The organism is Leucobacter exalbidus (assembly GCF_017834145.1).
GTDB classification, from domain to species: domain Bacteria; phylum Actinomycetota; class Actinomycetes; order Actinomycetales; family Microbacteriaceae; genus Leucobacter; species Leucobacter exalbidus.
In genome coordinates, this window is record NZ_JAFIDA010000001.1 from 2,110,093 (window position 1) to 2,132,917 (window position 22,825).

The following is a 22,825-nucleotide window of genomic DNA, read 5'->3' on the forward strand; positions in this document are numbered from 1 at the left end:
GAAGCCATGAACGCGCAGACGGCTGGCAATGCTGGGGCGTCGCGGCACCCCGCGGCAGCCCCGCAGCCGATTCCCGCCCCGCGCTCACGCCCACTGCTGTGGTGGGACGTGGGTGTTACGGCGCTCATCTTGCTGATGTGCGTACCCGGCGGTACCGGCGCACTCGACTGGTCTGACACCGCGGCGGGCTGGGGTGGCCGGCTCGCCCTCCACCTGGGGGCGCTCGCCGCATTCGTGCTGCTGTACCTCGCCCTCGGCCGCGCGGCCCTGCGCCGCGGCATCCAAGACATTCCACCGACCGCCGCGAGCTACGCGTTCTCGGCGCTGCTCCTAATAGTCGTCGGCGCTGCAGTCGCGATCGAACCGAGCTACGCCACCCTGCAAGCACTGGCGTACCCCATGTTCTGGGTGATGACGCCCCGCTACCGCAACGCGGTGATCTGGAGCGGGCTGCTCGCGACCGCGGTGGGTGTGGGGTCGGCTTACGCCTATCTGGTGCGCGCGATCGAGGATCCCTACTGGACCGCCCTCGCGGTCGCCATACTGTCCTTCGGTTTCTCGGTGGTGCTCGGCACCTGGATCACGCGGGTGTTCGAACAGGGCGAACGCCACCGCCTCATCGCTGAGCAGCTGCGGCAGTCCCAGCGCGAGGTTGCCGCGCTGTCTAGCGAGGCCGGGGCCGCGAGCGAGCGCGAGCGGCTCTCGCGCGAGTTGCACGATACCCTCACACAAACCCTGGCCGGGCTGGTGATGCTGAGCGAGCAGGCGACGCGGGCGCTCGATGCTGGGGATCCGGATCGTGCCCACGACCGCCTCAGCCGCGTCGAATCGGCAGCGCGTGAGGCGGTGGCCGAGGCGCGAGCGCTCGTCGCCACCTCGCAGCCGCTCGGCGATGGCGGCCTGCAGGCCGCCATCGAGCGCGTGGTGACCCGCATGGGCGCCGATACTGGGCTGAGCATCGATTGGGCGATGACCCCGGTGACCCTGAGCCGTGCACACCAAGTGATGCTGCTGCGCGCGGTGCAGGAGGGGCTGGCAAACGTACGTAAGCACGCCCGCGCGACGTGGGCGGGGGTCACCCTGACCGAAGATGTTGACGGTGCGCTGCTGCGCGTCGCTGATAACGGCATGGGTGTCGCGCACGACAGTGTAAGCGGGTTCGGGCTGAGTGGCCTTGCCGACCGGGTGGGCGCCGCAGGCGGTACCGTGAGCTTTGGCCCGGGCCCCGAGGGTGGCGCGCTGCTTGAGGTGCGCATTCCGCACCCGATGACTAACTCGGGGCCGACATCCCATCCAGAACAAGGAGCACCCGCGTGATCAAGATCTTGGTGGTCGACGACCACCCCATCGTGCGCGCTGGCGTCTCAGGGCTGCTCGAAACCGAGCCCGACTTCGACGTCGTGGGCGAGGCCGCGTCAGGCGAAGAAGCGCTCGCGCTCGCCGCAGCGACGGCCCCCGATGTGATCTTGATGGATCTGCGCATGCCCGGCATGGGCGGGGTCGAAGCTACCAGACGGCTCACACGGCAGCACGGACAGCAGGGCGGTCAGCATCCCGCGCAGGGTGAGGGTGCCCCGCCGCGCGTGCTGGTGTTTACGACCTACGAGGATGACGACGAAATTCTGGCGGCCATCGAGGCCGGCGCGAGCGGGTACCTCGTGAAGGCCGGGCCCGCCACCGAACTCGCCGCCGGGGTGCGCGCCGTGGCCGCGGGGCAGACGGTGCTCGCCCCCACCATTGCCGCGCAGATCGTCGCGCGGGCGCAGAAGGTTCCGGTCGCACTGACTCCGCGCGAGACCCAGATTCTGGGGCTCGTGGCCGAGGGGCTCAGCAACCCGGCCATCGCGGTGCGCCTGCACATCGGTGAATCGACGGTGAAAACGCACCTCTTGCACGTGTTCGAGAAGCTCGAGGTGTCAGACCGCACCCGCGCCGTGACGCGGGCCATGGAGCTTAAGCTGTTGCCGGCTCTTCCTGGCGCCACTGCGTCGTAACATCGACCCACTGCACTGAACCACTGAGCGTTTCGAGCGCATCGATCGACAGCTCGACGGCAGAAGTCGCGCTGCCCGCGGCGGGGAACACAGAATCGAAGCGGCGCAGCGACTCATCGAGAAATACGCGCGTCTGGGTGGGGTTCGCAAACGGGCAGACGCCGCCGATGGGGTGCCCGGTAAAGGCGAGCACGTCGTCGCGGCTGAGCATGCGCGGCTTGCCGCCAAACTGACGTTTGAACATGCCGCCGTTGACCTTCGCGTCACCCGCGGCGACGATGAGCACGGCGCCCTCGGGTGCCTCGGGGTCGTAGAATCCCAGTGTTTTGGCGATGCGCTGTGAGTCGACGCCCACCTTTTGGGCGGCCAACTCGACGGTCGCGCTGGAGTCGTCGAACTCGAGAATCTCGCCCGCCCACCCCCGCTCGGTGAGGTGTGTGCGTACCCGGTTGACTCCCATGTCTGACCCTCTCGTCAAGCGCGGCACCCGCAGTTTGGCGCCGATTCGTGATTGCTGCTTCGACACTATCTGGGTGCGCTGCTGCACCCAAACCTTGACGTAACAGTCCCGAGGTGTGTAGGTTCATTAGTGAAGTAACCAACCAACGAGGTTGGGTGGGGCGGCTGGTGATCCGGAGCCGCTTGCTCGCCCAGCACAGTCCCACAGAACGGAGGTCGCCGGTGTTTGACGACACACGCCCGATCTTCCAACAGCTCGCGGATCGGCTCGCAGATGAGATTCTGCGCGGCGTTTACCGAGAAGAAGAACAGGTTCCCTCAACGAACGAGCTCGCCGTGCAGCTGCGCATCAACCCCGCGACGGCGGGGAAGGCACTCACGCTGCTGGTCGAGCGGGGGGTGCTGTACAAGAAGCGGGGCATCGGTATGTTCGTTGCCCCCAACGCCCCAGCCATCATCGAGACCGAACGGCAGCAAGCATTTTCTGCCCGTTATCTCGTACCGCTGCTGGCCGAAGCGCGGGCGCTCGGCCTCAGCCCCTCAGACATCATCGAGCTCATTGAGAACGCCACCAGCGAGAGCTCGCCCCAGCCAGTAAAGGACATCGCATCATGACCGCAATTGCCATCGAGACGCGGGGGCTTACCCGAAGCTTTCGCGGCACCGTCGCCCTCGACGACGTCACGCTCGACATCCACGAAAACGTCATCACCGGGCTGCTCGGCCGCAACGGCTCGGGCAAAACGACGCTCATGTCACTCATCACCGCGCAGGATCAGGCCACCTCAGGTGTCGTGCACGTGGGCGGCGTCAGCCCCTTTGAGCACGCCGAGGTCATCGAGCGCATGTGTTTCATTCGCGACAACCAGCGCTACCCCGACGACTACAAGCTGAAGCACGCGCTTCGCGCCGCCGCCATCGGGTTTCCGAACTGGTCACAGGAGACCGCCGACCGGCTCGTGAAGCTGTTTCGTATTCCGACGAAGCCCATCGTGAAGAAGTTCTCGCGAGGCCAGCTCTCGGCGCTCGGCATTGTGCTCGGGCTCGCCGCGCGCGCACCCATCACCTTCTTCGATGAGCCCTACCTGGGCCTCGATGCCACCGCGCGCTCCATCTTCTACGAAGAACTGATGCGCGACTACGGTGAGCACCCCCGCACGATCATCGTCTCCACCCACCTCATCGACGAGATGGACCAGCTGCTCGAGCGGGTCATCGTGCTCGATCGTGGCCGTGTGGTGCGCCACTCTGACGTCGAAGAGATGCGCGGCGGAGTCTTCCAGCTCTCGGGCCGCGCGAGCGTGGTTGCTTCGTTCGTTACCGAGCTCGGTCTTGAAACGGTGTCGCAGCGCACGATCGGCGGGCTCGGCACCGCCGTGATCGAGGGCGTGCTGTCACCCGAGAACCGCGCGGCCGCAGCGGCCGGCGGCCTCGAGATCACTCCGGTCTCGCTGCAAGACCTCGTCGCCGCGTATGGGGTGGGGGAGCCCGACGGTGCCGCGGGTGGCGCCGCAGGCGCTTCGTCTGCTGCCGCCGCAACGTCCCCGGCATCGTCAGATTCATCAGATCAGTCAGGCCCGTCAGTCTCGCTCGAAAGGAGCGCATCATGAACCGCATCACTCGGGTGACTCGTTTTCACCTTGTCAAACGCCTCGAGTTCTTCGTGGTGCCGCTGTCGATCCTGCTGCTCGTGCTGGCGGTGTCGATCATCGTGGCGCTCGCGATTCAGCGCACGGGCGCCGATACCTCCTCGCCCGACTACATCGCCGGTGCCAAGCAGAACATGGCCATCATCTGGTCGATGCCCGGCTTCTTGATCTACTACGGCGTGCAGGCCGTGGCCACGAGCTACCCGCTCGCCCTCAGCCTCGGAACGACCCGGCGCAACTTCATTCTGGGCACGTTCATCGCCAATGCGATCCAGTCGGCCTTCGTGGCCATTCTGCTCGTGGCCATGCTGGGCCTCGAACTCGTCACCAACCACTGGTTCATGTCGGTGTACGTGCTCGACACCTTCCTGATGGGCGACGGCAACCCGATCACGCTCTTCATCACCGCGTTCATTGGGGTGCTGGTCTGCCTCACCCTCGGCGGCTTCTTCGGGGCCGTGTGGGTGCGCTTTGGCCCCAAGGGACCCATGGTCGTAGGTCTTGCGCTCGGATTGCTGCTGGCGCTGACAGTGCTCATCATCGCGCCGCGCATCGGTGAGGTGTTCGCCGCGATCACGAGCGCCAAGATGACCATCGCTGCCGCGGTAGTGCTCGTGCTGGCCCTCGGCGGCACCTGGTTCGCGATGCGCCGGGCGTCGGTGCGGTAGTCACGCGTCATCTCGGGCCTCATTATCGCCTGGTTGCACCGCGCTTCGGCGCGATCGCGGCCAGGCGACGTGGTTTCTGAGGCGGGGTCGAGTACCCTTGAGGCATGGCTGATTCCTCATTTGACGTTGTAAGCAAAGTCGACTCTATGGAGGTCGAGAATGCAGTGAACCAGGCCCGCAAGGAGGTCGAGCAGCGCTACGACTTCAAGGGTGTGGGCGCAGACGTCTCACTCTCGGGTGAGTCGATCATGATCAAGGCAAACACCGAAGAGCGCGCGCTGGCGATCCTCGACGTACTGCAGTCGAAGTTCATCAAGCGTGGCATGTCGATCAAGGTACTCGACACGGGCGAGCCCTACCCCAGCGGCAAGGAGACTCGCATCGAGTCGAAGCTGAAGGAGGGCATTGACCAGGCGACCGCGAAGAAGCTGAACAAGCTGATTCGCGATGAGGGCCCCAAGACGGTGAAGAGCCAGATTCAGGGCGACGAACTGCGTGTCTCGTCCAAGAGCCGCGACGATCTGCAGGCCACGATGGCACTGCTGAAGGGCGCCGACATCGACGTCGCCCTGCAGTTTGTGAACTACCGCTAAGGCGGCATCACGCAGTAAGTATTGCGATCCCTGTTTCGCAGCGCACAACGGCCCGTCACCTCTTGGAGGTGGCGGGCCGTTGTGCTTGGGGCTGCATGCCCCGGATCACGGGAGCCGAGCGCTTGCTGATCTTTGGGGCGTTGCTGAGACCGCCTGATCTGTGGAGATGGCTCGCCCTGAGCTAAGCGCGCGCGGTCATAGCTGCGCAGTCAGCGTAGCGATTGCTTCCACTTCGAGGAACATGCCAGGGGTCCCAAAGTTTCCGGTTTGGACAATCACACTTGCCGGTCGCGCTGCGCCCAAGAATGCACGGCGTTGGGGTACGAGCGCTGCCGTGTTGTCGATGTCAGAGAGGTAGATCGTCAAGCGAATCACATCACTCGGCGAGGAACCGCTGGCGGTGAGCAGTGTTGCGAGGCGTTCAAAGACGAAACGCGCCTGAGCATCAAAGTCCGTTGCAATGAGATCCCAGTTCGAATCGAGGGGCATCTGGCCCGTGGTGAAGACCATACCGTTGGCCACAACGGCATCGGAATAGAGCTGAGACTCCGTTGGCGGAGTGAGATTGACGTCTTTTCTGGGCATGAGCGGCTCCAACTTCCTTAAATGGGGATCTGTCTTTCGAGGGTTTCAGCGTGATCAGACCCAAGCGTTAGTGAGGTTTCCTATCGGATCGCAGATTTACTGTAATTTAAACGAGTGCCGGGGGGTCTCCCGATGGCTTACTTTGGGGATATACCACTCCGAGTTACCAATCAAAGAGGATTTTGCAGATGAGCCTGTCTGAGCGTTACTCAGTTCTTTTCGAGTCAGTGCAACTCGGCCCGAAGACTGCAAAGAATCGTTTCTGGGCGACGCCCCATGCGATTGGCTTTGGCAGTGACAGCTCTGGGTCAGCTGCTGGGTACCGCGGAACGCGTGCAGCGGGCGGCTGGGGTGTCGTTTTCACCGAGGCAACCACCATTGCCCCCGAGATGGACAAGACTCCACACCGAATGTCTCGTCTTTGGGACGAAGGCGACGTGCGCAACCTGGCACACGTAGCGTCGGCCATTCAAGAGCACGGTGCGCTCGCCGGCATCGAGCTCGAATACAACGCCGCCGTTGGTGTGATGAGTGAGGGCCGAGGGCTGACCCCGCGCAGCCCGGTTTCGACGCCAGGTGAGTCGGCACTCGCGGTACCTTACGCCGGTGGGCTGATCGAGCTCGACCACGATGGGATCGAAGAGATCAAGCAGATCTATGTATCGGCTGCTCTTCGTGCGAAGGACGCGGGCTTCGACCTCATCACGTTCCACTGCGGTCACGCCGCTTCGATTCTCGCTCACTTCCTTATTCCTTATTACAACACTCGCACCGACGAATACGGCGGGTCTCTCGAGAACCGCTCACGCTTTGCACGCGAGATGCTCCAAGCCGCGCGTGAAGCCGTAGGCCCCGATATTGCCATTGGCCTGCGTCTCGGCGTTGACACGCTTGACGGGCCGTTTGGGCTCGGAGACCGCGGCATCCGCTCAGGCGGCGACACCCCGCTGTTCATCGAACACATGGATGACCTCGTGGACTACTGGGACTTCGTCATCGGCGGATTCGATTGGGCGCAAGACGCACAGTCGTCACGCACGGTCGGAGAAAACTTTGAGAAGCCGTATGTCGACGGTCTCAAGCGATACACCAAGAAGCCGGTCGTCAACGTAGGGCGTTTGAACAGCCCTGACACGATGGTCGACATTATTCAGGCGGGTCAGTGTGACTTCATCGGTGCGGCCCGCGCAGGCATCGCCGATCCGTTCCTTCCCGAGAAGGTTCGCACGGGCAACATTGAGGATATTCGGGAGTGCATCGGTTGCAACTTCTGTGTATCGCGTGACATTGGTACGGCACCGATCGCGTGTACGCAGAACGCGACGACGGGCGAGGAATTCCGTCGTGGCTGGAAGCCCGAGGTCTACCTGCAGGCTAAGAATCACGAGAATGACGTTCTCGTCATTGGTGCAGGCGCAGCGGGTATGGAATGCGCCATGGTGCTCGGCAAGCGAGGCATGCGAAACGTGCACCTCGTTGATTCAGCATCGGCTATTGGCGGGAGCATCAACTGGGTATCGAAGCTGCCCGGGCGCCACGAATGGCGCCGGCTGATCGAGTACCGAGAGCACCAGCTGAGCAAACTCAGCAACGTTGAGGTCATTCTCGACACTGAGTTCACCGCTGAAGAAGCGCTCGATTACGGTGCTGGAATCGTCATCGTGGCCACGGGCTCGCACTACACGCGCAATGGTATCGACCCCCAGAACCGTTTGCCTTTCGGGCTAGAGCCGGCGTTTGGTGACAAACTCCTGACCCCTGAGCAGGTTGTACGAGACGAAGTTCCTGTGGGTCGCCGCGTGCTCGTGGTTGACTCTGACGGTTACTTCATGGGTCCCGGCATCGCAGAGCTCCTGGCTAAGAACGGCCACGAGGTGGTGCTCGCCACCAAGGGTGAGCACATTGGTGAGTACCAGCGCTACACCCGCGAGATCACGCACACGATCAACGATCTCCTTGGTCTAGGCGTGAAGCTTCGCACGGAGACCGCGGTAACAGCGGCCGGCCCGTCCACCGCGCTGCTGACCTCGCCCTACCGCGAGCCCGAACAATTCGAATTCGACAACATTGTTCTTGTGGGCACACGCAGCTCTGACAACTCCATCTTCCAGGGCCTGCTGCAGCGTCGTGGCGACTGGGAAGAGAACGAGATTTCAGCGGTGCACCGTATCGGCGACTGCGTGCGCCCCAATTTCATCGCTGATGCGATCTTCTCAGGGCACCGGCTTGCGCGCGAGATCGATAGTCCCAACCCGGCGCAGTCGTTGCCCTTCATTCGCGAGCGCCGCATTATTGGCGGCAGCGACGCTGACTTTGAACTGGGTGCACGGGCGCTCTTGCCCTTGTACTAAGCACAACAATTTTCACAACAGTCTGGAGCTCACATGGCACACGCGACACGTAATGTTTTGATCACTGGCGCAGGTAGCGGCATTGGTGCAGGGGTAGCTGCAGAGTTTGCGGCACACGGCGACCATGTACACCTGCTCGACATCTCGGCCGAGCGCCTTGCCGCTGTGGCGGCAGAACTGCCGAGCGATCTCGTCAGCACCTACACGGTCGACGTCACCGACTACGACGGAGTGGCCGCAGTGGTCGCCGAGATCGCCGGTAAGGGCTCCATCGATGTGTTCGCCGGCTGTGCTGGTGTGTTTGATGGCCTTGCTGGTATTGAGCAGACGACGCGCGAATTGTGGGACCGGATCATTGACATCAACCTCACCGGCACCTTCAACGTGGTGAAGCCCGTGGCGACCGAAATGATCAAGCAGAAGTCGGGCAGCATCGTGTTGATCGGCTCGATCGCTGCGTCGCGCGCGCTTCCCGATGGGCTGGCTTACGACACTTCGAAGGCGGCACTCGAGGGTATGACTCGTCGTCTGGCGGTTGATCTTGGTCAGTACGGAATCAACGCAAACCTGGTGGCCCCCGGCGTTGTAAAGACCAGTATTCGTGCGACCTCAGAAGAGATTCTTGGCGACATCGTTCCCGACACAAACGTCGGCGTTGGCACCAGTCCCGAGCTCATGAAGATGCTCATTCCGATGCAGCGCGGCGGGCTCCCCTCCGAGGTCGCCGCCACGGTCTACTTCTTGTCGAGCGAGGGTGCTGCCTACATCAGCGGCGACGTGATTCACGTCGACGGCGGTTGGATCGCGGCCTAACGCAGGCCTCGTTGAAGAAGGGTTGAACGCATGGCACTACAGCTTCCTGAAGGCAAACGCTTAGCGATTTCGTTGAGCCCTGACTTCGACGCCCACAGCGTTTGGATGGGAACGTTTCGTACCTCATCACAAACGGCGCTGTCGCGAGGAGAGTTCGGCGCTGAGGTTGGTGGACCGCGTCTGCTCGATACGTTTGACCGCTACGGCATCACGACGACCTGGTGCATTCCCACGCACACTATGCAAACGTTCCCCGATGCCGTTGCCTCGGTGGTTGATCGAGGTCACGAGATCGCTGCCCACGGCGTCTATCACGAGTACGTGCCCAAGCTAGAGCTTGACGAAGAGCGTCGACTCATGGAGTTGCAGCTGAAGCTCCACGAAGAACTCATAGGACTGCGACCTCGCGGGTACCGGTCGCCGGCGCTTGACGTCACCGACAACACGCTCGCGGTGCTGCACGAGTTTGGTTTGGAATGGGACTCATCGCTGATGGGCCGCGACTTTGAGCCCTACCATCCACGCATGGTCACCGTGATCGACCGTGAGGCGGGTAACCAGTTTGGGGAGCCATCACCGCTGCTCGAATTTCCAGTGTCGTGGGGGCTCGATGACTTCCCTGAGCTGGAGATGATCAACGGCAATGCGACGCAGCAGGCAAACGCCGTGGTGCTGCAGCGGTGGAAGGACGCGTTTGATTTTGCTTATGAACGCTGCCCCGGCGGCATGATGACGTGGACGCTTCACCCGCAAACGATCGGGCGCTCGCACAATCTGCTCATGCTTGAGCAGTTCATTGAATATGTGCAGTCGCACGACGGCGTATGGTTCCCGACGATCTCCGAGGCAGCTGATGCCTGGGTTGATCCGGTTTCATAAACACTTTCATTCTTCCATCGCGAAAGGGCGATCATGGCATCACGACATATTACGGCTGGTCTGACTGAGGAACATGTTGCGTTGCGCGGCATGGTTCGTGAGTTCGTTGATGCGTGGGTGATGCCCACCGCCAGCGAGCGTGAAGAAAAAGATGAGTACCCCGATGATCTGATTCCGAAGCTTGCAGAGCTCGGAATGTTCGGGATCACTGTCTCCGAAGAGTACGGCGGGTCTGACATGGACTACGTCAGCTACGGCCTGATCTTTGAAGAGCTCGCCCGTGGCTGGATGGCGCTGGCTAGCCTCGTCTACACGACGAGCTCGGGCGGTTACCTCATCAGCAGTTTCGGCACTGAAGAGCAGAAGGCGCGTTTGCTCCCCGACATCGTGGCGGGCAAGCGCATGAGCGGCATTGCGCTCACCGAGCCGTCGACGGGCAGCGATCTCAAAGAGATTAAGCTGACCGCTCGCCGTGAAGGCGATAATTACATCGTCAACGGCACCAAGATCTTCATCACTCACGGGAAGCACGCCAACCCGCTTGTGACGTTGGTGAACACAGACCCCTCGATTAAGCCGGCGCACCGCGGTGGAATCAGTCTGTTGCTGATCGAACACGATACTCCGGGCCTCAGCTACGGCGCCGATTTTAAGAAGATGGGCCACCGTGGCCTCGAACTGTGCGAAGTGATTTTCGAGAACGCTGTCGTTCCCGCGTCCAACCTGCTGGGCGGTGTCGAAGGCAAGGGCTTCTACCAGATGATGGGCGCCCTTGACCGCGGCCGTATTTATATGGCTGGCGCATCGACGGGCATGGCCCGTGCCAGCCTCGAGGTCGCACTTGATTATGCAAAGCAGCGAGAGACATTCGGCAAGCCCATCGGCGAACACCAAGCCATCCAGCACAAGCTTGCAGACATGGCCATCAAGGTCGAGGCCGCACGCTTGCTGTATATCAACGCTGCGTTGAAGACCGAGGCCGAAGGGCGCGCGAGCGCAGCGTCGGGCATGGCAAAGATCTACGCCACAGAAATGGGCGTAGAAGTTGCCTATGAGGCGATGCGCGTACTGGGTGGATACGGTTACATCAAGGAGTTCCCGCTTGAGCGAATTCTGCGAGACCAGGCGCTTATGCCCATCGGAGAGGGAACGAACGAGATTCTGCGCGGAGTTGTCGCGAAAGAAATTCTCGCTAACGGACTTTAGTCGTCTTACACGCAACTGATTGGAGATCAATTCAATGACTACACCTCGCGTACAGGTGGTTTGGGCGCACCCTAGAACCGCATCGCTGACGGCCACGATCACAGCGGACGTCATTGCGGAGCTGCACGCAGCGGGCATGGCCGTAGATGAGATCGACCTCTACCGCATTCCGTTTGACCCGGTATTGCGCGAGCAAGACGAGCCCCAGTGGGATGATCTCGATGCCCAGTACAGCGAAACTGTTATGGCCAGTATCGCTCAAACACGAGAGGCAGACGCGGTCGTGTTTGTTTTTCCCGTGTGGTGGTACTCATTCCCGGCAATACTCAAGGGATACATCGACCGGGTATGGAATCACGGCTATTTCTACGGCGGTGGGCGGCGGATCGGGGTGAAATCTATCCTGTGGCTTGGGCTTGCGGGGGACACCGACGTTGCTTTTGCGAAACGGAATTATGCTGACATGATGGCCAACCACCTCAACGTCGGTATTGCAGGTTACTGCGGTGCTCAGAGCAGCCGGCTTGAGCTTCTGTACAACACCCTGGGCGATGGCATTGAAGATATGCCGGGTCACGTGGCCAAGCTGCGCGAGACCGCGAGGGTATCTGTGCGCACGCTTGCTGAGGAACTTCCGAGTCTGTAACGGATACACCCACCCCTGACTATCGCGGCCAGACGACGGCTGCGATAGTCAGGGGTGTTTTTAATTTGTGCCGGATCAACGCACAAGAGGCCAGCACCCCTACCTTCGGGGGCTGGCCTCTTGTGCGTTATCGGGGAGATTACTGGCGCTTGAACATGACGTTCCAGATGCCCTCCTGGCAGACCTCACCGCGCTGGTTGAGCACCTTGACGTCGAAGGCAACGATGCCGCGGTCGGTTTTTGACCGTGAGGGGCGTACCTCAGTAACCGTCTCCACAACGTGAATCGTGTCGCCGATTTTCACGGGGGCGAGCATGTTCCAAGTCATGCCGAGAAACGCGATGGCCGTCTCTGATTTGATACCCAAGGTTGACTCTAGCCCGGTAGCAATAGCGAATACGCCGGGGCCGTGAAAGATCCGTCCACCGAACTGAGTCGTCTTGGCATACTCCTCATCAATGTGCAGAGGGTTGAAGTCACCTGAGATACCGGCGAATGCTGTGACCTCGGCGTCAGTGATGGTTCGCTTGGGGGTTACCCAATTCTGTCCGACCTCAAACTCCTCGAGATACAGCCCTGTGGCTCGGGTGGTTGTTGCGTCAGTTATTGTCATGAGTGCGTATTTCCTTTCGAAGCAGTGATCCTACTTAAATTCTGCTTCGAACGGGGGTGAAACGTAGCTGGAACTTGACCGAAGGAAACGCAGAGACGCTGTACACTTACCAACAATCTTCGGTTGGTTAGTACCGCATGCTCTTGGGAGGTTGAGTGACAGAGGTCACCCTCGAGGAAGCGTGCCGTGTTGAGGCGGATGGGACCCCCACTTTCGAAGCCCCCTCATCGGCGCCTAGGGTGCCGCGGTTGTCATGTTCACCATGTGCTGGGGTTGTTTGGAGATCTACGAGGTCAAGCGCCGTGGTTGCTAGGAAGAGTGAGGCGATAGCGGCTGGATCGTTGAGCTTCAAATCAAGCAGTTCCTCGACCTTGGCAAGTCTGTAGCGCAACGTATTGTGGTGAATGCCTAATGAGTCGGCCGTGGCATTAGTGTTCTGATCGTGTTCAAAATAGCGGCGGAGAGCCTGGAGCATCGGCTCCCGCTGGAGCAGCGGCTCTAGGAATGAGCGAGAAGTGTGTGCCATCTGTTCGAGGCCAACTGAGGCAAATACTCGAGTGGCAAAATCAAACTGCTCGTAAGACATACTCGAGTCATCGTGGCGGCCAGATTGGATGGTTCGGATCGCAATGAGAGCATCGGCATGTGCGCTTGGAATATCACCGATGGTATTGATTTCTCGTCCGACGCCAAAGAGCAGCGTCCCGAGGGCAGATTTGTTGATGCGCTGTATGCGCGTAATTGTGTCGACGCTGGCCTGAATGAGATAGACCGCTGTAGCCTCCCGTTCAGTGCTCAGAAATGGCGTGTCTGAGGCAAGCAGCGCGTTCTTGAGGGCTTGCCAAAGCTGCTGTGCGGACGACCGAGAGGTCGTTATCTGCTGGAGTCCTACGGACGCGACGACGAGCCTAAGTGGTGCGTTGAAGTCGATTCCAAGTGCACTCATTCGGCTTGCTAACTCAGGGGAATCTGGTTTCGGCGTCAGTGCTAGCACCTCGTCAAAGATTGAGGCCCTGATCGCATTCTCTTGCTTCTTTGTAGATAGCTGGATGCGCCTTGCGGCTTCGATCAACGAAGCTACAATGTGTGCCGCTGCACTATCTTGGCTGGTAGGAAACTCGCGCCTACGTGCGGCAACAATGAGCCAATCGGTTTTCTCTTGTTGTGAGGCATCGGCACTTTTGAGGCGAATCGCTTGCCCCTGCCAGCCCTCGACCGAAACATGTTGAGTGGCTGCTTCGGTCTTGCGTATTTGTTCAAGAAAGAGGCTGAGGGGCAGGCTCCCAGCGCTCTCTCGAACGCGACCCAAGTGGTCGACAACAAGGCAGGCGGCGTTCGATACCTTCTGGAGTCGACGCAGCAATTCATCGATCGCGTCCTCGTGTTCAAGCGCCTGGCTGAAGCTACGCTGCAAAGCAGTCAGTCGTCGAAGCTCATTAACGCTGGGAGATAACGAGAGCTGAGAAAGGGCGGTGAAAACTTCGGCAGCATCTTCGATGCGTGCCAATTGCATAGCGGCATGAGAGGAAGACTCTAGCTGAAGCTCCACGAGGGCTTCTTCTGACCAGCCGCAGAAAGCCCAGGCGTGAGTAGGAGAAGCGTGGAGCTGTGTGCGTAACGCTCTGACAGCGACCCGATCGATGGTCGCTGGCACGACAATGAGGGTATCGCGTCCCAATGAAACAGTGCCTTTGTGCCAAAGAGCTGCGGTGCGAACGGTAATCACATCTAGGTCGGCCTCCGTGGCGACCATGCGTGCGGGGCTGCCAATCGCTAAGGCAAGCGCGGGGAGACTGACCAGCCGCTGTGGACCTTCCATGGTGGGTCACCCTTCATTCAAACGCAAGAACGAGATATGGCACGTGCACATCTCTGTGTCTCGGTAAAAGTATCACAGGCAATACGCCTGATCTTTGGAGAAATTACGAATCATCGAATGCTTCCGTGAACCTAGCTTTGAACTATTACCCGAAATGCGGTGCAAGAGAAAGAAATCGTGATGAGTGAACCTACCCCTAAGTACTGGCAAACGTCGGTTAGCCAGATCACGCCCGAGCATGTTTACGTTCGAGGCTACGATCTGGAAGATTTGATTGGTATTCCCTTCGGGGCAGCAACTTACCTGCTTATCAAGGGCGAGCTTCCCACGCCGCAGCAGGCTAAAGTCGTCGATGCCTTGCTTACCGGCGTGCTGGATTATGGCCTTGAGAAAGCCGGCACCGTTGCTGCTCGCGCTGTAGTCTCTAGCAATCCCAACGTGCAGGCAGGTCTTGCCACTGCGATTCTTGCTGCGGGTGAGCACAGCCTCGCCCCGGAGAACGCGGCTCGATTCATCGCGACGCAGTATGCCGCGTTCGAGGCTTCTGAACTTGAACTCGAGGAGTTTGCCGCGCAGGTTGTGGCGCAAGCAAGAGCCGATCGCCTACGCATCCCCGGGTTTGGTCATCCTGTATTTCGGGGAGAGGACCCACGCGGCCAGAAGCTGAAACACATTGCCGTGAGCGAAGGGCTTTGGAACGGTCCCGCAGTGTTGTATGAGGCCATTCACCAAGAGTTTGTGAAGAACCCGAAGGTCGCCCACTTTCCGATTAATGATGTCGGAGTCATTGCGGCAATCTCTACGGCGCTTGGGTTCACACCAGAGGAGTCAACCGCGCTTGCGGTCATTGGCACGCTTCCGGGAATTGCGGCGCATGTGACGGAAGAACTGCGCTCGGGCCATTTGGTACGCCAGATTCCAGCTGGTGACGTGGATTACTCGGGTGAACAGCGCGATTATCGCGAGGATGCTGCTGCACGCGGCTGGTCCGATCCTGGTACTTTGAGCTAAAGATCGGCAAAGTCGCCGAATTAATGAGCCTTGTGAGGATGTGGACAGACGTGAACCCCGTACTTGATTCAGCTGACGTAGTCGTTGTGGGGGCCGGCATCGCCGGTATTACCACGGCATTGGAACTTCGTAACAGGGGATTTGACGTTGTAGTGGTAGAGCAACGATTCCCTGGATATGGGGCTTCAGGGCGGGGGATCGGCGCAATTTGGCTGCAGACTTGTCGTGCGGGCATCGAACTAGATCTTGCCCGAGCAGGGCGGGATAAGTACCTGGAGTACATTGAGGATCTTGGAAACGTCTTCGACTACCGCCAGAATGGCGGCCTCTTTTTCTTTGAGACTGAGGCTCAAGGTGCCATCCTTGAGAGCTATGTCGCGGATCGAGCTCGGGCGGGACTCGAAGTATCTTTCCTCAACGTTGACGAAGCTCGTTCGCACAGCTCGTTGCTCCCCGAGACCGCAATCGGTGCAGTGTTCTGCGCCGATGATGCCCAGGTCGACGCGACCCGATTCGTCAATGCTGTTGCGGGGGCCTGCGCTCGCAAAGGTGTAAGGATCTACGAGAACACTTCGGTCATTTCAACGATCCGTCGGGGTGAATCTACTCTGGGTGTGCGAACCATTCGAGGTGACGTTGTGGCGCCGGCCGTGGTCTGGGCTACAGGTGCGTGGACGGTCAATCTTTCGACCGAGGGTCTTGAAATTCCCATTAGTACTGCGCGGCAGGGGCAGATCTTGACGCAGAAGGTTGCACCAGTGCAATCGCCCATCATGCATGGACCTCGTGGAGTGAAATGGGCGGGGGCTCTCACCGCCCTCCCCGGGTACAACGCCAGTGACTTTGCCGCACCACAATCGGGTGGTAATAGCGCCAAGATCGAATATGACGACATTATTGCCCAGAACAGCGAAGGTGCACTTTTCGTTGGCTCCAGTATTGACGAGCCCGGGGCTCTGAACCCGCACATTGGCATACAAGCGACAACGGCATTGCTGGGTTCTGCACTAGACCGTTATCCGGAACATGCTTCACTTGGCATTGTCGGGCTGTGGGCAGGCATCGCGAGTTGGACGCAGGATAACCTGCCGTTGATTGGGCGTACCGATGGCATCTACCTGAATGCGGGACACTCACAAGGAGTCGCGACCGGGCCGATCGGCAGCGAGGTCATGGCCGCAGCCCTGTCGGGTGAATCACATCCATTCGCAGATCGGGTGCGGCCAGCCCGCTAATCGAGGGCGCGTAAACGTTTCCGACTGAAAATTGGAGCTTTTACTACGACCCTGTCACTTCTCTTGAATCTTTACTAACTTCGGCCCGGAACTCCCATTCTAGGCTGGGGTCACAGGCCCGAAGCCGTACATCGGAAATAGGGCGTGATTCAGGATCGAAGGGATCAATGGTGACGCACAGTCCTCGGATGAGTAACTACCTCCACACGTTGACGCAAGTCGGTCAAGAACGAGGTAAGGCTCTCGCGCTTACTGACGAACTGGGTGAGGTGAGCTACCAAGACCTGCTGGAGCAAATAGCGATCCGGGCAGTTGCACTACAGCGCGCCGGCGTCTCCTCGGGCGACAGGGTGGCTTTCGTAGCTGAGAACTCGACTCACTACGTGGTGAATGTCCTCGCTGTTTGGCAAGCGGATGGCGTGCCTGTGACGATCTATCCCTCCACTACCGCTGCCGATCTCAGCTCAACTTTGCTCGACGCAGATCCAGTTTTGGTGCTGAGCGACCAGTACACGAACGAACTTGTTTGCTCGGCTGTGCGCGAGGGGCTTCCTACTGCGCGAATCGATGAGCCTTTCCAGCTCGAAAGCGTTGCCGAAGGAGCCATCTCGACTCCGCAAGCGGTGCAGGGCGAGCTCGCCCTAATCTGTTATTCATCGGGCACTACTGCCCGGCCGAAGGCTATTATGCTCTCGGCCCAGGCGCTGTTGAACTCTGCACAAACTTTTAGCGAGACTTGGCGTTTGACCGTGGCCGATGTGACACTTGTGTGCCTGCCTATGGCCTGGCTGTTTGGGCTCACTACCGCGTCACTTTCTACCCTTTTTGTTGGCGGCACTGTGGTCAGTCGGCGTCGTTCGAAGCCTGAGCTACTGGCGACAGCGATTGAACAGCAAGGTGTTACGTTCTTGCCGGCGGTGACTACCGTGCTCACTAAATTTGCGAACTACCTTGACGCAGACGCGCGCGTTTGGGACTTATCTTCGCTGCGCTTCATTATTTCTGGTGGAGAACCGCGTAACGAGCAATCCTTCGCTCTGCTGAAGCGGTACACGAACATTTCGGTGCATGACAACTATTGCGCCTCAGAGATGCAGCCGCTGGTCACCTACGATCCGTTAGTTGATCCCGAGCCGCGCGAAGGATCGGCCGGCCGTCTAGTGCCGCGTTCAGAGCTTCGCCTCCTGGACGCTGATGGTAACGACGTTCAGCCAGGCGAAACAGGTGAAGCGATCTCTCGCGGACCCGGAATCATGCTTGGGTACTGGAACGATCCAGAACTCACTGCTGAAACGTTGACCCCAGAGGGCTGGTATCGCACAAAAGATCTGTTGAGAGTCGACAGCGAAGGTTACATCTACGTGGTTGGGCGCACTTCGGACATGATCATTCGTGGCGGAAGTAACGTATCACCGGGGGAGATCGAGTCGGAGCTGCGCCAGCACGCAGATGTCTTGGATGTCGCGGTGGTGGGCCTTCCCGACGCGTTGTATGGCGAAGAAGTCGTAGCTGCCGTGCAGTTCCGTGACGGTGCCGTTGTTGATGCAGATGCATTGCGTGAGTTCGCTGCAGCCCGTCTTTCGGGATTTAAAGTGCCGACTCGTTTCGTGCAGATAGATCAACTCCCGCACAACTCCACCACCCACAAGGTCAACCGCAAAGCTGTGAAAGCAATGCTCCTGGAAGGGGCCCCGGCATGACAAACCTCAGAGTAGCAAGCGTGCAGTTCTCATTGCGGCGAGAGACTTCACTCGACACCCACATCGCAGAGATGGATCGGCTTGTTGCTCAGGCCGTGGCAGGTGGAGCTGAAGTTGTTGTCTTCCCAGAATTCTCGAGTATGGGCCTTCTTGGAGCCATTGACGACCATGAGGTCATTGGCGAAACGGTCGCTGATGACTATCGCGAGTTTCTCGCACCGTTATTCCCTGAGATTTCGGAACAGGTGCGACAGCTGGCGCAGCGCTACCGAGTCACCGTCTTGGGCGGTAGCCATAATCGCATTGCCGCAGATGGCTCGCTCCGTAACACTGCGATTCTGGCCCACCCTGACGGACGTGTCGAGCTGCAGGACAAAATACACCTCACTCCGCCCGAACACGCTATGGGGGCAATTGGCGGTGACGAGATGCTCGTGACCAAGATCGGCGCGTTCACCGTTGGCGTGCTGATTTGTGCAGATGTGCAGTTCCCTGAACTCGCGCGTCACCTGGTTGCCAGGGGAGTGGATCTGATCCTCTGCCCGTCGCTGACTTGGAACCGACGAGGGGTCTACCGAGTGCGGACAGGTTGCTCGGCCCGGGCCATTGAGAACCAATGCTACGTGGTCATGAGCCCGCTCGTCGGTTCGAGCGGGCTACCGGCTGATGCTCCTATGTACGCTGTGGGGCGCTCAATTGTGACGACCCCGGTTGATAAGACATTTGGCCTGAACGATGGTGTGCTTGCTCAAGCACACGACGACAGCGAAGAGATCATCTTTGCTGATCTTGATCACGCAGTTCTAATCGCTTCTCGCGAGCGCCCTGAAGCGCCAGGGCTTAAGCTCCAGCGCCCTGAGCTCTACGCGAAGTTGCGCGAAGTGGTGAATATCTAATGACCCATTTCTTGCATCGCGTGCGCTATCACGAGGTAGATAAGCAGGGATACCTATTCAACGGTCGTTATTTTGAGATCGCTGATGTCGCGATGACCGAATACTTTCGTGACTTGGGCTGGAATTACGACGAACTGAATCGGCTTGGTGCTGACCCGTCGGTAGTCCACATCGAAGCAGACTTTGCTTCGCCCGCTCAATTTGATGACGAGCTTGACGTCACGACCGAATGTACCCGCGTCGGTACTAGTAGTTTCTCGCTCAGAACCGAGATTAGGAACCAGCTCAATCTGGTCGCGACGCTTCAGATCGTGTATGTCAATGTCGAAGCACAACTAGGAGAATCACTGCCGCTACCGGAGTTGGTGGCGGCGAAGATGCGCAGCTCAGTGACGCTGCAGGAAGTTGGCTCTAATGGCTAATCGGCACATTATTGATGTAATCGCAGGAGACGGCATCGGTCGCGAGGTTATGCCTGCCGCGATTCGCTGCCTCGACAAGCTGTCTGCAGTGCACGGGTTCGAGCTCGAATGGCGCGAACGTGACTGGAACTCCGAGCGTTACCTGCGCGACGGTGCAATGATGCCCAAGAATGGCATCGAGCAGATGTCTGACGGGGACGCGATTTTCCTGGGGGCAGTGGGCACCCCGGAAATTCCTGATGACGTTACGCTCTGGGGGCTTTTGATCCCAATCCGACGAGACTTCATGCAGTACATCAATTTGCGTCCGACCAAGTTGCTGCCCGGGCTTGAAGCACGGGTCAGGGGAGTCGATAGCATCGATTTGATGGTCGTGCGTGAGAACGTTGAGGGCGAATACTCCGAGGTGGGAGGCCGTGTTTACCGAGGCCGGCCTGAAGAGATCGCGATCCAGGAAGCGATCTTTACCCGTACGGGTGTCGACCGAGTCGCACGTTTTGCGTTTGATCTCGCTGCGCGCCGAACCGGGCGTCTGGTCTCAGCGACAAAGTCCAACGGAATTATTCATTCCATGCCGTTCTGGGACGAAGTGGTGGCTGGCGTTGGCGCAGAATACCCGCAGGTGGAGCTTGAATCGGTTCTGATTGATGCTCTCGCTGCTCGAGGGGTGCTTCACCCATCGTCTTTCGACGTGGTTGTTGCCTCGAACCTCTTCGGCGATATTCTCTCGGACCTTTTCTCAGCAGTAGCCGGATCCATTGGGATTGCCCCATCTGCAAACCTCAACCCCGAGCGTGAGTTCCCCTCACTCTTTGAACCGGTACATGGTTCGGCTCCCGACATCGCGGGCAAGGGCCTCGCGAATCCGGTTGGGCAGATGTGGGCTGGTGCGATGATGCTAGACCACCTCGGCGAGACCGCGGCGGCAGCCGAAATAATCTCGGCTTTTGAAGGAGTGCTCGCATCGGGCAACTCCACTCGCGATCTGGGTGGTTCGCTCAGCACGGATGATTTCACCGATGCTGTGTTCGACCGCCTCGGCGCCTAACTCCACTGATTTAGACAAGTAAAGGAAACATCATGAAGATCTTGGTGCTCATCAAGGAAGTACCCGACACCGCAGCAACGCGAATGCTGAACTCTGAGACCGGCATTCTTGATCGGGTGGCATCGGAGCCAGTCCCTGACGAGATCAATGAGCGCACGCTGGAGCATGCTTTGCGTTACCGTGACGGCGGTGCTGAGGCAGAGATCGTGGTTCTCGCTGTTGTCCCTGACACCGCGGTGACTTCGGTACGCAAGTTCCTCGCCATGGGCGCTGACTCTGCAGTGATCGTCTCAGACCCGAACATCGCCGGTGCAGACGCGGCCCGTACGTCTCAGATCATTGCTGCCGCCGTTGAACGGATCGCTCCTGATCTGGTTCTTGCCGGTAATGAGTCAACTGATGGCCGTGGCGGCGTTGTTCCGTCCATGGTTGCCGAGTACTTGGGCTGGCCCGTTCTGCCTTCACTCAACGAGCTCGAGATCACTGAGGGCACGGTTGCTGGCTCTGTCACGGTTGAGGCAGAGACGTTGCGACTCTCTGCGTCCCTTCCTGCAGTGGCGTCGGTGACCGAACGCTCTGCAGAGGCCCGCTTCCCGAACTTTAAGGGGATCATGCAGGCGAAGAAGAAGCCGCTTGAGACCTGGACCCTTGCTGACGTTGCTGTTGGCGAAGAGCGTGCCGCGAACTCTGTGATGGTCTCGGCAGCGCTTCGCCCGGCACGCACTGCCGGCACCAAGGTCGAAGACGACGGCACCGCAGTGGCGGCACTTGTTGATTTCATGGCTTCGAACCGCCTGATCTAGCTACCAGCGCATCGCAATTACTGAACTTAGGAATCGAAAAATGGCAAACATCCTTGCATTTGTTGAAACTTCACGCGATGGTGCGCTCAAGGCAAATGCTGCCGGCCTCCTCGCTGCGGCTGCTGAGGCGGGTACTCCGCAAGCAGTAGTACTGCTTCCCTCTGGAGTGGACAGCACCCCAGTCGTAGCGCAGCTCGGGAAGCTCGGCGCGACGACAGTGTATGTCGGATCGCTGACGGGAAGCGGCTTTGGCGTGAGCCAGGTGGACGCTATTGCGGCGGCTGTTGCCGTTTCTGCACCGCACGCGGTATTGCTTCCGAATACTAATGATTCACGCTCACTCGCGGGCAGGCTCACGATCCGGCTGAACGGAGCACTGGCTGTAGATGCGACTGGCCTTCGTTTTGATGCCGACGGTGACGAAGTTATCGTGGAGCACTCAGTATTCGGTGGCGACTACCGCACTGAGTCCGCTGTTGACGGGGGGATTCTTGTCGCAACGGTTCGGGCAGGCGCCGTCGAAGGGCAGGCTCCGGCGATAGAGAATCCTGAGAGCGTCGTGCTTGACGCGCCTCAGAGCGCGGGCAGAGCGGCTGAGACCGTTGCGGTTGAAGCATTGGTCGCGGAGTCCGACCGACCGGCCCTGCGTGAGGCAGGCACCGTCGTCTCGGGCGGCCGCGGTCTAGGAAGTAAGGAGCAGTTCGCACTCGTCGAACAGCTTGCTGACGCGCTTGGCGCCGGCGTGGGTGCCTCGCGTGCTGCGGTAGATGCTGGATACGTGCCCCAGTCATACCAGGTCGGTCAGACGGGTATCACCGTGACACCTCAGCTCTACATTGCACTTGGCATCTCGGGTGCGATCCAGCACCGTGCCGGCATGCAAACCTCGAAGTTCATCGTCGCAATTAACAAGGACGCAGACGCACCGATTTTCGAGGTCGCAGACTTTGGAATCGTAGGCGATGTATTCACCGTTGTGCCGCAGTTGATCGAAGCGATCAACCAGCGTCGCGCAGCGTAACCACACAACCCACTGAGGAAGCATCATGTCAGAGGAAGTCAGCAATTCGGCTCCGCGTAAGCAGCGCATGGGGGCTCCGCGCCCGCAAACGCCTCCAGTAGAGGCGGCAGCAGAATCAGCGGCGCCGACTGTAGCTGCGGCACCGCGTCAGCGCACCCGCATGGGCGGCGTGCACGCCGCGTCAAGTGCCCCGGCCGCCGAAGCGGCGCCAGCAGCAGCGGCTACTCCTCCAGTGGCTCGTACCCGCATGGGAGGCGCAAAGGCCTCTCCTGAGGCTCAGACGCCCCCCGGTGCATCCGCCACAGGGGCGCCCCCGGTCGCGCGAGCACGCATGGGAGCGCAGCCCATGCCAGAAGGCCAGGCCCCATCCCGCATGCGAGCCGCTGCGCCACCGACACAGCCTGCGGCAGCCAC

The 22,825-nt window shown here is 59.8% G+C and carries 23 protein-coding genes; 19 read left to right on the plus strand and 4 right to left on the minus strand.

What is annotated here, in order from left to right; all coding sequences use genetic code 11:
* Positions 1-6: 6 nt before the first annotated feature.
* Both JOF28_RS09555 and JOF28_RS09560 read left to right on the plus strand, forming a co-directional pair.
* On the plus strand, positions 7-1,317 hold the full coding sequence (locus JOF28_RS09555) for a sensor histidine kinase (protein ID WP_209705545.1): 1,311 nt from the start codon (positions 7-9) through the stop codon (positions 1,315-1,317).
* Complete coding sequence (locus tag JOF28_RS09560) at positions 1,314-1,994, plus strand: response regulator (protein ID WP_209705546.1); 681 nt, start codon at positions 1,314-1,316, stop codon at positions 1,992-1,994. The genes JOF28_RS09555 and JOF28_RS09560 overlap by 4 nt, the downstream gene beginning before the upstream one ends.
* Here the strand turns inward: JOF28_RS09560 and JOF28_RS09565 are convergent.
* On the minus strand, positions 1,954-2,520 hold the full coding sequence (locus JOF28_RS09565; protein ID WP_342452139.1) for a YbaK/EbsC family protein: 567 nt from the start codon (positions 2,518-2,520) through the stop codon (positions 1,954-1,956). The genes JOF28_RS09560 and JOF28_RS09565 overlap by 41 nt on opposite strands.
* A gap of 155 nt (positions 2,521-2,675) precedes the next feature.
* Here JOF28_RS09565 and JOF28_RS09570 point away from each other — a divergent pair, with 155 nt between their 5' ends.
* The 4 genes from JOF28_RS09570 (at position 2,676) to JOF28_RS09585 (ending at position 5,363) form a co-directional block, all read left to right on the plus strand.
* On the plus strand, positions 2,676-3,068 hold the full coding sequence (locus tag JOF28_RS09570; RefSeq protein ID WP_209705547.1) for a GntR family transcriptional regulator: 393 nt from the start codon (positions 2,676-2,678) through the stop codon (positions 3,066-3,068).
* Positions 3,065-4,063: an ATP-binding cassette domain-containing protein gene (locus tag JOF28_RS09575; protein WP_209705548.1), complete on the plus strand. Its 999-nt coding sequence runs from the start codon at positions 3,065-3,067 to the stop codon at positions 4,061-4,063. The genes JOF28_RS09570 and JOF28_RS09575 overlap by 4 nt, the downstream gene beginning before the upstream one ends.
* The gene (locus JOF28_RS09580; RefSeq protein ID WP_209705549.1) at positions 4,060-4,770 is read left to right on the plus strand and encodes a hypothetical protein; all 711 of its coding nucleotides are present in this window, start codon (positions 4,060-4,062) and stop codon (positions 4,768-4,770) included. The genes JOF28_RS09575 and JOF28_RS09580 overlap by 4 nt, the downstream gene beginning before the upstream one ends.
* Before the next feature lie 104 nt (positions 4,771-4,874).
* Positions 4,875-5,363, plus strand: a complete 489-nt coding sequence (locus JOF28_RS09585) for a YajQ family cyclic di-GMP-binding protein (protein WP_209705550.1) — start codon at positions 4,875-4,877, stop codon at positions 5,361-5,363.
* Positions 5,364-5,558: 195 nt separating this feature from the next.
* Here JOF28_RS09585 and JOF28_RS09590 read toward each other — a convergent pair whose 3' ends face one another.
* Entirely contained in the window at positions 5,559-5,948 is a 390-nt protein-coding gene (locus tag JOF28_RS09590) for a RidA family protein (protein ID WP_209705551.1), read from the minus strand.
* A gap of 188 nt (positions 5,949-6,136) precedes the next feature.
* Here JOF28_RS09590 and JOF28_RS09595 point away from each other — a divergent pair, with 188 nt between their 5' ends.
* From JOF28_RS09595 to JOF28_RS09615, 5 genes are read left to right on the plus strand one after another with little or no spacing between them, the layout of a single operon-like run.
* Positions 6,137-8,299: an FAD-dependent oxidoreductase gene (locus JOF28_RS09595; protein ID WP_209705552.1), complete on the plus strand. Its 2,163-nt coding sequence runs from the start codon at positions 6,137-6,139 to the stop codon at positions 8,297-8,299.
* Positions 8,300-8,332: 33 nt separating this feature from the next.
* Positions 8,333-9,112 carry an SDR family NAD(P)-dependent oxidoreductase gene (locus tag JOF28_RS09600; RefSeq protein ID WP_209705553.1) on the plus strand — a complete coding sequence of 260 codons (780 nt, stop codon included), beginning with the start codon at positions 8,333-8,335 and terminating at the stop codon, positions 9,110-9,112.
* A 30-nt stretch (positions 9,113-9,142) separates the two neighbouring features.
* Complete coding sequence (locus tag JOF28_RS09605; RefSeq protein ID WP_209705554.1) at positions 9,143-9,991, plus strand: polysaccharide deacetylase family protein; 849 nt, start codon at positions 9,143-9,145, stop codon at positions 9,989-9,991.
* 33 nt (positions 9,992-10,024) lie between these two features.
* Positions 10,025-11,197: an acyl-CoA dehydrogenase family protein gene (locus JOF28_RS09610; RefSeq protein WP_209705555.1), complete on the plus strand. Its 1,173-nt coding sequence runs from the start codon at positions 10,025-10,027 to the stop codon at positions 11,195-11,197.
* A 34-nt stretch (positions 11,198-11,231) separates the two neighbouring features.
* Positions 11,232-11,843, plus strand: coding sequence for an NAD(P)H oxidoreductase (locus JOF28_RS09615; RefSeq protein ID WP_209705556.1), 612 nt, complete (start codon positions 11,232-11,234; stop codon positions 11,841-11,843).
* 139 nt (positions 11,844-11,982) lie between these two features.
* Here the strand turns inward: JOF28_RS09615 and JOF28_RS09620 are convergent, their stop codons facing one another.
* Complete coding sequence (locus tag JOF28_RS09620; protein WP_209705557.1) at positions 11,983-12,456, minus strand: MaoC/PaaZ C-terminal domain-containing protein; 474 nt, start codon at positions 12,454-12,456, stop codon at positions 11,983-11,985.
* Positions 12,457-12,583: 127 nt separating this feature from the next.
* Entirely contained in the window at positions 12,584-14,275 is a 1,692-nt protein-coding gene (locus JOF28_RS09625; RefSeq protein ID WP_209705558.1) for a PucR family transcriptional regulator, read from the minus strand.
* A 159-nt stretch (positions 14,276-14,434) separates the two neighbouring features.
* Between JOF28_RS09625 and JOF28_RS09630 the strand changes: the two genes are divergently transcribed.
* The 8 genes from JOF28_RS09630 (at position 14,435) to JOF28_RS09665 (ending at position 22,411) form a co-directional block, all read left to right on the plus strand.
* Positions 14,435-15,286 (plus strand): citryl-CoA lyase, encoded by an 852-nt coding sequence (locus tag JOF28_RS09630; protein WP_209705559.1) that lies wholly within the window; start codon positions 14,435-14,437, stop codon positions 15,284-15,286.
* A gap of 50 nt (positions 15,287-15,336) precedes the next feature.
* A complete protein-coding gene (locus tag JOF28_RS09635) occupies positions 15,337-16,521 on the plus strand; it encodes an NAD(P)/FAD-dependent oxidoreductase (RefSeq protein WP_209705560.1) in 1,185 nt (394 codons plus the stop codon).
* 188 nt (positions 16,522-16,709) lie between these two features.
* Entirely contained in the window at positions 16,710-18,221 is a 1,512-nt protein-coding gene (locus JOF28_RS09640) for a class I adenylate-forming enzyme family protein (protein WP_209705561.1), read from the plus strand.
* A complete protein-coding gene (locus JOF28_RS09645; RefSeq protein ID WP_209705562.1) occupies positions 18,218-19,117 on the plus strand; it encodes a nitrilase-related carbon-nitrogen hydrolase in 900 nt (299 codons plus the stop codon). Before JOF28_RS09640 ends, JOF28_RS09645 begins: the two co-directional genes overlap by 4 nt.
* Positions 19,117-19,539, plus strand: coding sequence for an acyl-CoA thioesterase (locus JOF28_RS09650; protein ID WP_209705563.1), 423 nt, complete (start codon positions 19,117-19,119; stop codon positions 19,537-19,539). Before JOF28_RS09645 ends, JOF28_RS09650 begins: the two co-directional genes overlap by 1 nt.
* Positions 19,532-20,587: a tartrate dehydrogenase gene (locus JOF28_RS09655; RefSeq protein WP_209705564.1), complete on the plus strand. Its 1,056-nt coding sequence runs from the start codon at positions 19,532-19,534 to the stop codon at positions 20,585-20,587. Before JOF28_RS09650 ends, JOF28_RS09655 begins: the two co-directional genes overlap by 8 nt.
* Positions 20,588-20,619: 32 nt before the next feature.
* Entirely contained in the window at positions 20,620-21,390 is a 771-nt protein-coding gene (locus JOF28_RS09660) for an electron transfer flavoprotein subunit beta/FixA family protein (protein WP_209705565.1), read from the plus strand.
* A gap of 40 nt (positions 21,391-21,430) precedes the next feature.
* Positions 21,431-22,411, plus strand: coding sequence for an electron transfer flavoprotein subunit alpha/FixB family protein (locus tag JOF28_RS09665; protein ID WP_209705566.1), 981 nt, complete (start codon positions 21,431-21,433; stop codon positions 22,409-22,411).
* Positions 22,412-22,825: the final 414 nt, after the last annotated feature.